The organism is Rhodopila sp. (assembly GCF_965276935.1).
Classification (GTDB): Bacteria; Pseudomonadota; Alphaproteobacteria; order Acetobacterales; family Acetobacteraceae; genus Rhodopila.
On record NZ_CBDIBS010000003.1, the window covers coordinates 207,501 to 220,138 of the forward strand.

Annotated in this window: 11 protein-coding genes (1 of these 11 only partly in view); 4 read left to right on the forward strand and 7 right to left on the reverse strand. The window is 64.6% G+C overall.

What is annotated here, in order from left to right; all coding sequences use genetic code 11:
• On the reverse strand, positions 1-588 hold the 5' portion of the coding sequence (locus ACQY4S_RS08820; protein ID WP_428484830.1) for a D-sedoheptulose-7-phosphate isomerase. It extends 6 nt beyond the left edge of the window; the window shows 588 of its 594 coding nt (coding positions 1-588); the start codon lies at positions 586-588; its stop codon lies beyond the left edge, outside the window.
• An 85-nt stretch (positions 589-673) separates the two neighbouring features.
• Positions 674-1,459: a 3-hydroxybutyrate dehydrogenase gene (locus ACQY4S_RS08825; protein WP_428484831.1), complete on the reverse strand. Its 786-nt coding sequence runs from the start codon at positions 1,457-1,459 to the stop codon at positions 674-676.
• A 399-nt stretch (positions 1,460-1,858) separates the two neighbouring features.
• Here ACQY4S_RS08825 and ACQY4S_RS08830 point away from each other — a divergent pair, with 399 nt between their 5' ends.
• Both ACQY4S_RS08830 and ACQY4S_RS08835 read left to right on the forward strand, forming a co-directional pair.
• Positions 1,859-2,341: a peroxiredoxin gene (locus ACQY4S_RS08830; RefSeq protein WP_428484832.1), complete on the forward strand. Its 483-nt coding sequence runs from the start codon at positions 1,859-1,861 to the stop codon at positions 2,339-2,341.
• Positions 2,342-2,371: 30 nt separating this feature from the next.
• Complete coding sequence (locus tag ACQY4S_RS08835; protein ID WP_428484833.1) at positions 2,372-3,460, forward strand: hypothetical protein; 1,089 nt, start codon at positions 2,372-2,374, stop codon at positions 3,458-3,460.
• An 86-nt stretch (positions 3,461-3,546) separates the two neighbouring features.
• Here the strand turns inward: ACQY4S_RS08835 and ACQY4S_RS08840 are convergent, their stop codons facing one another.
• Together ACQY4S_RS08840 and ACQY4S_RS08845 are read right to left on the reverse strand one after the other, a co-directional pair.
• Positions 3,547-4,293 (reverse strand): sulfite exporter TauE/SafE family protein, encoded by a 747-nt coding sequence (locus tag ACQY4S_RS08840; RefSeq protein ID WP_428484834.1) that lies wholly within the window; start codon positions 4,291-4,293, stop codon positions 3,547-3,549.
• Positions 4,294-4,300: 7 nt separating this feature from the next.
• Complete coding sequence (locus ACQY4S_RS08845) at positions 4,301-6,337, reverse strand: NAD(+) synthase (RefSeq protein WP_428484835.1); 2,037 nt, start codon at positions 6,335-6,337, stop codon at positions 4,301-4,303.
• 14 nt (positions 6,338-6,351) lie between these two features.
• Between ACQY4S_RS08845 and ACQY4S_RS08850 the strand changes: the two genes are divergently transcribed.
• Entirely contained in the window at positions 6,352-6,678 is a 327-nt protein-coding gene (locus ACQY4S_RS08850; protein ID WP_428484836.1) for a hypothetical protein, read from the forward strand.
• 52 nt (positions 6,679-6,730) lie between these two features.
• Positions 6,731-9,163 (forward strand): ATP-dependent helicase HrpB, encoded by a 2,433-nt coding sequence (gene hrpB / locus ACQY4S_RS08855; RefSeq protein WP_428484837.1) that lies wholly within the window; start codon positions 6,731-6,733, stop codon positions 9,161-9,163.
• Between the two features lie 443 nt (positions 9,164-9,606).
• Here the strand turns inward: hrpB and ACQY4S_RS08860 are convergent, their stop codons facing one another.
• From ACQY4S_RS08860 to ACQY4S_RS08870, 3 genes are all read right to left on the reverse strand, one after another.
• Entirely contained in the window at positions 9,607-10,050 is a 444-nt protein-coding gene (locus ACQY4S_RS08860) for a GFA family protein (RefSeq protein WP_428484838.1), read from the reverse strand.
• Positions 10,051-10,797: 747 nt separating this feature from the next.
• Positions 10,798-12,078 carry a TRAP transporter large permease gene (locus ACQY4S_RS08865; protein ID WP_428484839.1) on the reverse strand — a complete coding sequence of 427 codons (1,281 nt, stop codon included), beginning with the start codon at positions 12,076-12,078 and terminating at the stop codon, positions 10,798-10,800.
• Positions 12,079-12,081: 3 nt separating this feature from the next.
• Positions 12,082-12,636 carry a TRAP transporter small permease gene (locus ACQY4S_RS08870; protein WP_428484840.1) on the reverse strand — a complete coding sequence of 185 codons (555 nt, stop codon included), beginning with the start codon at positions 12,634-12,636 and terminating at the stop codon, positions 12,082-12,084.
• Positions 12,637-12,638 lie beyond the last annotated feature (2 nt).

Genomic DNA, 12,638 nt, shown 5'->3' on the forward strand with positions numbered 1-12,638 from the left:
ATATGGCCGAGCGATGAGACGATCCTCAAGCAGTTCGAGGACGGCATGACCCAGGGCGATGTGACATTCCTGAACGCGGGCGGTCTCCGTGTCCGGCACCACCAAGGCCAGGTCGCACTGGCTCGACGCCGGCTCCCCGGTTCCGCCCAGAAGGCCAATCGTGGAGATTTCCATGTCTCGCGCTGCTTCCAAGGCGCGGATCACATTGACCGAACGGCCGGAGGTGGTGATCCCGAACAGCACGTCGCCACGCCGGCCCAGGCCGCGCAGCGGACGCTCGAACACGCGGTCGTAGCCGTAGTCGTTCCCGCAGCCGGTTAGCGCGGCGGCATCCAGCGTCAGCGCCAGGGCGGCGATCGACTGACGCTCGGTTTTTGGGCGCAGCCGGATCAGCATCTCGGTTGCCAGATGCTGGCTGTCGGCGGCGGATCCCCCGTTGCCGCAGAACATCAGCTTGCCGCCACCGCGCAGGCTGGTTTCACAGACATCCACAACCTGCACAACCGTATCGGCCAGTTCGTTGCCAATGCGGCGCTTCAGATCGGCCGATCTTGTCATCATCGCGGCGAAGCGCGCAGTTTCCAGCATCGGCATGAGAACTCCATCGAACCGAAACGACAGTGTTCTACACGGCGACAGGCTTTCCCAGGAAGCAAAATAAGTCGCCGCTGATTCACTGCGCGACCCAGCCGCCGTCGATTGATAATGGTGCGCCGGTCATGGTGCTTGCGGCATCGGAGCATAGAAAGACGGCCAGCGCGCCAATTTGCTCTGGCGTGGAAAACCGCGTCATCGGCTGTTTTTCGGCAAGCACCGCGTGGGATTCCGTATCGATCGCCGAACCATGCCGCGTAGCGCGATCGTGCAACTGCTTTTCCACCAGCGGGGTGAGTACCCAGCCAGGGCAGATCGCGTTCACGGTCACCCCGGCATTGGCGAGTTCAATCGCGGCGACCTTGGTCATTCCGACCACGCCATGCTTGGCCGCGACATAGGCAACCTTCTGCGGGCTGGCGACCAGGCCATGCGCCGAGGCGATGTTGATGATCCTTCCCCAGCCTTTCGCCTGCATCCCGGGGATCGCCGCCTTCATGCCGAAGAACACGCCGGACAGATTGATGGCGATGATCTGGTCCCAGCGCTCGCTGGGAAAGTCCTCGATGTTCGCGGTGAACTGGATGCCGGCGTTGTTGACCAGGATGTCCAGCGAACCCATGGCTTGGTGCGTGGCAGCCACCATCGCGGCGATCTGGTCGGGCTTGCCGATGTCCGCGCCGTCATGGCCAACCTTCACGCCATGATCCTTTTCCAGGCCAGCGCGCATCGCCTCGATCTGGCCGGTGTCGCCGAAGCCGTTCAGCATGATGTCCGCCCCTGCCGCGGCCAGGCTTCGCGCGATGCCCAACCCGATCCCGCTGGTCGATCCGGTCACCAACGCGACTTTTCCTCGAAGGCTCATGGCCACGTCCCTTTGAAACTGATGTCGCCGGAGATAATCGTGCAGGACCTTTCAATGGCAAAGCGTCACGTCGTCAACAGGTCACGGCAAACTGGATTTTCTCACTCCGCGGCTTTGCCGTACAATCGGCACAACCCGGTGACTGGTTTTCATAAAAGCCGTTTGACCTGCACGCCTGCTCCAGCGACGGCCGGCAGCGCTCGGCTGGCTGCGACAACATCTGCCATCCAGGCTTTCTTCACGTCGCACAAGCTCAATCCCTGGTTCAGTCCGCGCGGCGGCAAGATCCCGACGCGGCCATGGGTGCGGGGGTGACTTCCGGCGGCGGGAGGGCTAGGAGTCGCGGCCTGTCATGCCACGGCAGACCTGTATGAAGCCCTTTTTGGGAGCAAGATATTCATGACAATCAAGGTTGGCGACACGATTCCATCCATGAAGCTGATGGTCGCGACGGCGGAGGGCCCGAAGGAAACCTCCACGGACGAGATCTTCAAGGGCAAGAAAGTGGTGCTGTTCGCGGTGCCGGGTGCCTTCACCCCCACCTGCAGCGCCAAGCATCTGCCCGGCTTTGTGCAGAACGCCGATGCGCTGAAGGCCAAGGGTGTCGATACCATTGCCTGTATTGCCGTCAACGACGTCTTCGTGATGGACGCCTGGGGCAAGGCTTCAGGCACAGGCGACAAGATCACCATGCTGGCTGACGGCGCCGCCGCCTTCGCCAAGGCGATTGGCCTGGAGATGGACCTGAACGCCCGCGGCATGGGCTGGCGCAGCCAACGTTATGCCTTGGTGGCGGAGAATGGCAAGGTGACGCATCTTGGCGTCGAAGCGCCTGGCGGCTTCGAGGTCAGCAAGGCGGAAGCCGTCCTCGCCGAACTGTAACCGCGGTTGGGCGGCGACGGGGCACACCAGATGACCGGCGGCGGCACGCGTGACACCCGCTTCGCGCAAGACGATCGCAACATCGGCGGCCTGATGCACGGTCGTGCCGACCTGCCCGCCGTTGAAGTATGCGCCTACAATGCGGAACTGAGGGACAAGGACGGCTTCATCGGCGACCGCGCCAGCAAGCGCGGTTTCCAATCCATTCTTGAAGAGTGGCGAGACCGACTGCGAACGCAGCACGAAGATCCGCTCGGGGACGTGTCAACCGAGGCTATCGGGAAGAAGGCACTCGACAAGGCGCTGGCCAAAGGCGAGCCGGAAGCGGCCGGCCTGCTACTCGGAGCGGTCGAGGACTTTGCGACCGAGTTGGCGATGATCGCGCAGCGCCTGCTACGCACGGCCGGCTGGCGCGGCGTTCAGCGCATTGCCGTTGGCGGCGGCATGCGTGCCAGCCGGACCGGCGAGATAGCCATTGGCCGCGCCTCCGTCCTGCTCAAATCAAGAGGGCAGAAGGTCGAACTTCGGCCGATCAAGCACCATCCCGACGAAGCCGGTCTGATGGGCGCCGCGCATCTTGTTCCATCATGGATGCTGGCGGGTCACGACAGCTTGCTGGCTGTCGATATCGGCGGTACCAACATGCGGGTCGGCCTGGTCGAGCTGAACCTGAAGGAAGCGCCCGACCTGTGCGCTGCTCGCGTGATGGGCGTCAGGATATGGCGGCATCAGAATGACTCGCCAACGCGCGACGACGCGGTGGCTGGCTTGTGCGGCATGCTTGATACCCTAATCCGACGTGCCGAGAATGATAAGCTGCATCTGGCGCCATTTATCGGGATCGGCTGTCCGGGTGTGGTCCGGAAGGACGGCGGGATTGAACGTGGCGCCCAGAACCTGCCAGGCAACTGGCAGAGTCCTGAGTTCAACCTGTCACGGTGCATCATCCAGGCAGTGCCGCAGATCGCTGGTCAGCCTACAAGCGTAATGCTCCACAACGATGCCGTTATCCAAGGACTGAGCGAGGTCCCTTGGATGAAGGATATCCAGCGCTGGGGTATTCTGACCATTGGAACCGGCCTTGGCAACGCCAGCTTCGCCAACCATGGCATCGTCTAAGGAACTCGATGCTTCCAGCCACGCTTTCAGGCCGTCAGCTCGCTGACCGGGCAAATGCACGCCCAAAATGCCGTGTGGCTGGACGCTCAATATTTGCGCAGGAAAAACCCTGTCGTCACCACGGCGCTTAGCAAGACCACAAATACCCGCAGCACATTCGGGGGTAAATGGCGAGCGAAGCGGGCGCCATAATAGCCGCCGGCGACGGCGGACAACATCATCGCCAGCATCTCCGGCAACCGCACCACGCCGGCCGCCAGGAAGCACAACACCGCCATCCCATTGGCCGCGCTGACCAGCAGCGTCCGCACCGGCGCGAATGCCTTCAGTTCCGCCCCATTCAGCAGGGTCCAGACGGCCATCATCATCAGCCCAATCGCGCCGCCGAAATAGCCGCCATAGATCGACAAGATGAACTGGATCACCAACAGTGGCCCGCGCCCGATCCGCGCGTAGCGGCGCAGCCACTCGCCAAGCCGCCGACCGCCGGCGAAGGTCAGGGTCGCGAGCAGCAGCAGCCAGGGGATCACCAAGTCGAACGCCCCGCCCGGCGTGACAAGCAGCAGGATCGCGCCGACCAGGCCGCCCGCGAGGCTGATCGGCAGCAGAACCTTCAGGCTGATGCCGGCAATACCCGTCAGGTCGGCGCGGTAAGCCCACGTACTGGCGACGGTCCCGGGGAACAGCGCGACCGTGCTGGTGGCATTTGCCGCGATCGGCGGCAGCCCGGCGAACACCATTGCCGGAAATCCAACGAATGACCCGCCGCCGGCAACGGCGTTCATCGTCCCGGCGAGCAGCCCGGCAAGGACCAGCAGGCCATAATGCCGCATGAACCCGCTATTCCTCGGGAACGTTGCGTTCAAGCTCCGCCAGCCAGGCGGCGGCGTTGCCGTCGGATGGCGCCCGCCAGTCGCCCCTGGGCGACAACGACCCGCCCGCCGAGACTTTCGGCCCGTTCGGCATGGCGCTGCGCTTGAACTGGCTGAAGGCGAAGAAGCGGGTCAGGAAAACGCCCATCCAGTGGCGGATCTGCTTCAGGTCGTAGCCAACGCGACGATCCGCGTTGAAATGCGGCGGCCAGTCGCCACGCGCCGGATCCTGCCAGGCATGCAGCGCCATGAAGGCGATTTTCGATGGCTGAAAGCCGTAGCGAAGGATGTGGAACAAGGTGAAATCCTGCAGCGCATAAGGCCCGATCTTGGCCTCGGTACTCTGCGGCGTTTCGCCCACGGACACCGGCACGAGTTCGGGAGAGATTTCAGTCGAAACGATCGCGTCGAGCGTCAGCAGCACATCATCGTCGAAGCGTTTCGTCCCGATGATCCAGCGGATCAGATGCTGGATCAGCGTTTTCGGCACCCCGGCATTGACGTTGTAGTGCGCCATCTGATCGCCGACGCCATAGGTGCACCAACCCAGCGCCAGTTCCGACAGGTCTCCGGTGCCGATCACGATGCCACCCTGATGGTTTGCCAGGCGGAACAGGTAGTCAGTACGCAGCCCGGCCTGCACGTTCTCGAAGGTGATGTCGTAGACCGACTTGCCGGTGGCAAAAGGATGCCCCAGATCCGTCAGCATCTGTTTCGCCGCGGGCTTGATGTCGAGTTCCTGGCCGGTCACCCCCAGCGACTTCATCAAGCGCCAGGCATTGGTTTTCGTATGGCCGGAGGTAGCGAACCCCGGCATCGTATAGGCAAGGATGTCAGCGCGCGGCAGGCCCAGCAGGTCGAACGCCTGGGCGCAGACCAGCAGCGCCTGAGTCGAGTCCAGTCCTCCCGATATCCCAATCACCACGCGCTTCAGGCCGGTCGCCCGCATCCGCTGCGCCAGACCGAACACCTGGATGTTGTATGCCTCGTAACAATCCTGCTCCAGCCGCGTGACGTCGGCCGGCACGAACGGGAAACGTTCCAGGCGCCGGCGAAAGCCGGCATCGCCGGCCGGAGGCAGCAGTGCGAAGGCGATGCGGCGGAAGGCGCGGGCATGACGGCGGCGATTGGTGTCGAACGACCCCATCTGCAAGCGTTCCTGTGCCAGCATGTCGAGATCGATATCGGCGACGGCCGCCTGATCCGCCACGGGAAACCGTTCGGTCTCGGCCAAGGTGTTGCCGTTCTCGAACACCGAGGCCTGACCATCCCAGGCCAGATCCGTGGTCGATTCGCCGGCGCCCGCCGCCGCGTACAGATAGGCCGCGATACAGCGCGCCGACTGCGACCGGCACAGCAGCCGCCGCGTCTCCGCCTTGCCGATGGTGATGTTGCTGGCCGACAGGTTTGCCAGCACCGTCGCCCCGGCCACCGCAGCCTCCCCGCTCGGCGGGTTCGGCACCCAAACGTCCTCGCAGATTTCGGCATGGACAACCAGGCCGCGCAGGTCGTATGCCTCGAACAGCAGGTCGGTGCCGAACGGGACGGTGTGTCCGCCTAGGGTGATCGCGCCGCCGTCGGTGCCGTCGCCGCTGACGAAGTGCCGGGTCTCGTAGAACTCGCGGTAGTTCGGCAGGTGGATTTTCGGCACCACGCCGAGCAACTGTCCACGATGGATGGCCAGGGCGCAATTGTAGAGCGCGCCCAGGTGCCTGAGCGGCGCGCCGACCAGCAGCAGCGGCATCAGGTCCACCGAGCCGGCAACCAGGGTGTCGATGGCAGTCTCCACCGCGTCCAGCAAGGTAGTCTGTTGCAGCAGGTCGCTGATGGCGTAGCCGGACAGGCCGAGTTCCGGAAACACTGCCAGCGCCACGGCCTGCCGGTCGCAGTCCTGTGCCATGCGCAGGATAGTCTGCGCATTCGTTGCCGGATCGGCCAGCGCGGTGCGGGTCGTGCAGGCGGCGACACGGGCGAAGCCGTGGCGATAAAGCGAGTGGAAACTCATGGCGGCCCTGGAATATGGCATGCGCTCAGTATGACGTGGCCGGCCGGGTTGCGCCATCAGGCCGCCGGATCAGCGAGGTCATTCTTGAAACGCCCGCTTATCCGGGCGATATTAGCGGCAGGAGACATCGACTGAGTGACGGCCCGGATAGTCTTGTTCTTCGGTTCATGCGTCAGGTTGACGCCAAACTTAATCGTATGATCGATGATCTGGGCGATTTGAAGGTCCGCGTGATCAACGTGGAGGAGCATTTGGTCGCGCTCAACCGCCGTGTTGACCGGATGGACCTGCGAATGGAGCGCATTGAACGGCACCTCGATTTGGCGAATAGCACGGCCTGACTCACTCCGTCCGATAGCCGGCGATCCCTGCACGGTCTATCAACCCGTGGCTGTGCTCGACATTCCCATTACCGACGTTCTTCCCGCGCTGCTCGCTGCTCTCGATGCAGGCCGTAATGCGGTGCTTGTCGCCCCACCTGGTGCCGGCAAGACCACCTTGGTGCCGCTTGCCCTGCTCGACGCACCGTGGCGCGGCGACAACCGCATCCTGATGTTGGAACCCCGCCGCCTGGCCACCCGCGCCGCGGCGACCCGCATGGCGTCGCTGATGAAGCAGACGGTTGGCCAGACCGTCGGCTACCGCACTCGCCTGGATGGTGCCGCCTCCGCCGAAACCCGCGTCGAGGTGATCACCGAGGGCCTGCTGCTCCGCCGCCTGCAATCGGATCCCGGCCTGGACGGCATCGCCGCCGTCATCCTGGACGAGATCCACGAGCGTTCCCTGGAATCGGACCTGGCACTGGCGCTATGCCTTGACCTGCAACGCGTCCTGCGCCCGGACCTGCGGCTGCTGGCGATGTCCGCCACCGCCGATGGTGCGCGCCTGTCCGGCCTGATGAACGCCGCGGTCATCGAAAGCGCCGGCCGCATGTTCCCAATCGCCGTGGAACACCTGCCGCGCGACGTCGCCAATCCTCGCGACCTGCCGGATGCCGTTGCCCGCGCCATCCGCAGCGCGCTGGACAGGCATGACGGCGACATTCTGGCCTTCCTCCCAGGCATGGCGGAGATCCGTCGAACCCAGTCGGCGCTGGACGGGTGCGGCGCGCTGGTGCTGCCGCTGCATGGTGACCTGCCGCCGGCCGAACAGGACCACGCGCTGCGCCCGGCCGACGGCCGTCGCATCGTGCTTGCCACATCCATCGCTGAAACATCCCTGACTGTTCCCGGTGTGCGCATCGTGGTTGATGGCGGCTGGCGCCGCACGCCGCGGCTGGACCCCTCCACCGGCCTGACCCGGCTGGCCACGACCCGCATTTCCCGCGCCGCGGCGGATCAGCGGGCCGGTCGAGCGGGACGGGAGGCACCGGGTGTCGCCCTGCGTGTCTGGTCACAGGCGCTGCATCGGGGCCTGCCCGCCCATGACCGGCCGGAAATCCTGGAAGCCGAACTGTCCGCCATGGTGCTGGACTGCGCCGCCTGGGGCACCGCGCCGGCCGATCTGGCTTTTCTGGACAAACCGCCGGCCGGCGCACTGGCCGCCGGTGCGGCGCTGTTGAAGGACCTGGGCGCGCTGGACAGCCAGGACCGCATCACGTCGGCTGGCCGTGAGATGACACGGATCGGCGCACATCCTCGTCTGGCTGCCATGATGCACGCCGCCGCCACCGCGGATGAAGCCGCGCTTGCCGCCGACCTCGCCGCCCTGCTGGAGGAACGCGACCCGTTGCGAAGCCCGGCGGCAGTAGCCGACATCGCCACTCGCATCGCCGCCATCGCGCAGGGCGATCCGGATGCCGATCGAGGCGCCTTGTCGCGCATCCGCAGAGCCGCCGGTCAGTACCGCCGCCGGATGCGAATCTCGTCGGATGCCCGCGCCGCCGGCGATCCGGCCGTGCTTCTCGCCGCCGCCTTTCCGGATCGGATTGCCCAGCGTCGGGGTGAACCAGGATCGTTCCGCCTGTCCGGTGGCGGCGGCGCCCGCCTGCCGGTGACCGACCCGCTCGCCAAGGCCGGGTTGCTGGTGGTGGCCTCGCTCGAACTGAAGGCATCCTCCCGTATCAAGCTTGCCGCCAGGCTAGATCCCGATGTGCTGCCCGCAACCCTGGCGGCACGGGTGACCGAGCAGGTTGAAACCGGATTTGATCCCGGTTCGGGAGCCGTGCTAGCCCGTCGTCGTCGGCGGCTGGGCAGCTTGATCCTGTCCGACCGAACCGAGGCCGTCGATCCGGCCCATGTCGCCGAAACGCTCGCCACCGCCATCGCCGCCAGCCAGTTGCGGGCACTGCCGTGGACCGACACGTGCCGGCAGCTTCAGGCGCGGGTCGCGCTGATGCGGGGGATCGAACCCGAAGCAGACTGGCCGGACCTAAGCGATTCGGCGCTGATCGCGTGCATTCAGGACTGGCTTCCGCCCTACCTCGCTGGCCTGATGCGGCTGTCCGACCTGCAACGGCTGGACCTGCACGCCATCCTGCGCGGGCGCCTGTCGTGGGAACTGGCCTCGCGACTGGACCGCGACCTGCCGACCCATCTGACCCTGCCAGACGGACGCGCCGCGATCGACTACACCGCAGCGCCGCCTTTGGCCTCGGCGAAGGCGCAGGCCTTCTACGGCATGGCGACGACGCCGAGATTGGCCGGCGGCCTTGTTCCGCTGCGACTGGCGCTGCTGTCCCCAGCCGGCCGGCCGATCGCGGTGACCGCGGATCTGGTGGGGTTCTGGAAAGGCGCCTGGACGGACGCGCGGCGGGACATGCGCGGGCGGTATCCAAAGCACCTGTGGCCGGAAGATGGCGCCGCCTTGGCGCCTGATCGTCGCTAGCCCACGGCACAAGAATTTGCCGCGTTGCGAGGTGGCCTTGTTTTGGACTGGCTGCTAATCGGTAAATCCCGACGCGGCATGGATGGTTCCGAGCCCAAGCGGACTCCCGATCCTGCGGAAGGCTCGCTGGCGAGAGGCGTGCATCGTGACCAGCCTATCCGTTTTCCCGTCCGTCAATCATCATGTCCGCATTGGCAAGCGCAGTCCCCAGTTTTCGGACAGGATACCGTTGGCGAATTCGCTGGACCCGGCACGACGTGCGTCAGAAAGCTGGGGAGACCCGTCCTCAATGCCGGCAAAGCGGGGTTCGCGGAACCAGTGGCGCTGTGAACAAACAGCCAACACCGAATTCGCCAACGGTATCCGGTCGTTTGACGGACTGGCATTTTGTGCTGCACCGGTCAGCAGCAGGGGCCGAATCTGATGGTGAGCAGACGCTGCGATCAACGAGAATCGGACCCTCTCGTTAGGTCAGGCGAATATTTTCGCATTGCGCCTTCGTGAAAATGTTCGACCTCTCCGTCAAATTGCACCCAATGATGTTTCGACCGCTCGAATATCGATAACACTGGGGCTGGAAAGTCAGGAGCGGCCAACGCACCAACGGCTACGCCGATCATTGATGGCAGCGCGTCGGGCTTCCAATAGGTTGTCGAACCGCACGTTGGGCAAAAATAAATACGCACCCTACGACCGCTATCGCCAACGTGGACAAATTCTGTGGCGGCACCAGAAATCTCGACAGTGTCGATCGCATAGAATGCCCCGACGCTGAATAGACTACCGGTCCGTCTCTGGCAGGCGAAGCAATGGCATGCGACAGTCAGTTTTGACGGTTCTTGCGACTTAAGCTTAAGGGCACCGCAAAGGCATTGGGCGTCGGCCATGATAGATCCTCCGTCGAGCCGGTCAGGTTATATTGAATTGGCAGGCTGAGACGTGGCCGGAACGCATCGGAAGCGACTGGCGGCATCAGGCGCGCGACCCGATCAAAGGATCAAGGGGGCGCGACGAAAGCCACAATACACCTCGCTGCAGCCCTCGACCAGCGGAGAGATCGACCACCACGATTTGGTGCGCTGCATGTCTGTTCTGGGTCGAGAGCGGACCTGCCGGGTGTCCGCCAACCGTTGGTTTGGTGGACAGCCACCCTGTGCGACCTCGGGCACCAAGGAAACCGCCTGAACTCCGTCCGGAGTTATGGCCGTGCTCGGTGCAAAGTTTGTGGACAGAGTGTGACACGAGTATGCTCGTAAGGTGGAACTGCACCCGTTGTCGTGCTTCGGTCATCACGGCTCACGTTGTGCTCTCTATGTGCTACCGATCACACGCGCTTCTCGCCCTGGCACAAGATACGGAAGTGACGCGTTTTCTTCACGAAGGGCCGGTGCCTTCCGCTGCAGATGTACATGATCGCGTAGCGGGAGCGGTTAGGCAGTGGGAGCGACGTAGCTACGGAGGACGCGGGCGGCTTTGTCGGACGGATGGGCGTTTTCGACCCCGCCGATGCAGCCGACCCGCTGCTTGTCTATATCCTGGGCCGGAGTGGCTGGGGCAAGGATTATGCAACGGAAGCCCTGCCGTTGTTCCTGGAATGGATGCGTGACTACGGTGCTTATCAGAAGTGCTCGGCGTCACCCGCCGTAAACATACTGCGGCAGCCACATCGTCAGCGCCGGCACGTATGTAATGATCCCCAGTACGATCAGCAGCAGCACCAGGAACGGCAGGATGCCCCGGATCACTTCGCCGATCGGCGCGTCGGAGATGGTGGACAGCACATACAGGTTCAGCCCGACAGGCGGGTGGATCAGCGCGATCTCCATGTTGTGCGTGAAGATGATGGAGAAATGGATCGGATCGACGCCGAGCGGCTGCAGCGCCGGGGCGAGGATCGGGATGATCAGCAGCAGCGCCGCCACAACCTCCAGGAAACAGCCCAGAAGCAACAGAAGAATATTGACGGCAAGCAGGAATTGCCAGGTCGCCAGGTGATGCGCCAAGGTCCAGGTGACAAGCTGCGCCGGCACGCCGGATTCCGTCATCCAGTGGCCGAACGCCAGCGCGGTGGCGACGATCAGCATGATCGTGCCGGCGCTGCGCAGGGCGTCGGCGATCACCGACAGGGTCTGGCTGAAGCGGAAGCCGCGGTAGAAGACCAGGCTGACCAGAAGCGCCACGGCCGCGGCGATGGCAGCGGCCTCGGTGACGGTAACAAAGCCGCCATAGATGCCGACCAGCACCACCACCGGCACCAGCAGCGCCGGCAGCGCGCGCACGCTGACGCGCAGGCGCTCGGCCAGGGGCAGCGCCGGCTCCTTCGGGAAGTTGCGCCGCCTTGCGTCGTACCAGACCCAGGCGAAGAAGGCCGCCGCCTGCAGCAGGCCGGGCAGGATGCCGGCCAGGAACAGCCGCGGCACCGACTGCTCCGCCACGATGCCGTACAGGATCAGCGCCAGGCTAGGGGGAACGACGATTCCGATGGTGCCGGACGCGCCGATCACGCCCAGCGCGAACGACCGCGGATAGCCCTTCTCGATCATCGCCGGCAGCAGGATTGTCCCCATCGCCAGCGCCGTCGCCACGGATGACCCGCAGATCGCCGCGAACAGCGTGCAGGCGACCACCGTCACCAGCCCCAATGACCCTCGGATGCCGCCCAGCCATGCCGCCGAAACATCCACCAGCGCCTTCGCCACCCCGCCCTGGCGCATGAATGCCGCCGCCATGACGAACAGCGGCAGCGACATCAGCGTGGAGGAGTTCAGATGATCGATGATCACCTGCGCCACGCCGATCAGCGGCTGATCCGACACGACGTACAGCACGCCGGCGCAGGCCCCAAGAACCAGGAAAATCGGCATGCCGGCCGACAACAAACCAAAGAACAGCACCAGGAACAGCAGCGTTCCCATGACTCAGCGGTTCGCCAGGTCGCCGAGGTTCGTGGGCAACTCGTGCGAGGGGACATGGCCGACCGTCATGGTGGCCGGGTTGAAGCGGAACAGGTAGCGAAACAGCCGGATCAGGTAGCGCATCGTCATCAGCGCCCCGCCGGCCGGCAGCGCGCTGTAGTAGATCCACATCGGGAATTGCAATCCGCTGGAACTGCGCTCGTCTAGCAGCAGCGAGGTGTCGACGATCTCCCAACCGTACCAGACCATGCCGGCGGAGAACGCCAGCGCCACGACGCAGTTGAAGGCCTCCAGCCAGCGTTGGCCGGAAGACGGTACCAGCCGCAGAACCAGGTCGGGCCGCACATGGCCGTCGGTGCGGACCAGTTGGCTGGAGACGATCATCACCGCCCAGACGATCAGGTAGACGATCACCTCCTCGGCCCAGGAGATCGCCAGCGCCGGGAAGAAATACCGCCCGAGAACCTGCACCAGGCCGACAATCATGGCCAGCGCGCCAAGAATGCCGACCAGCCCGCGCTCGATCCGGTCCCAGATGGTATCCGCCCGCTCCGCCACGT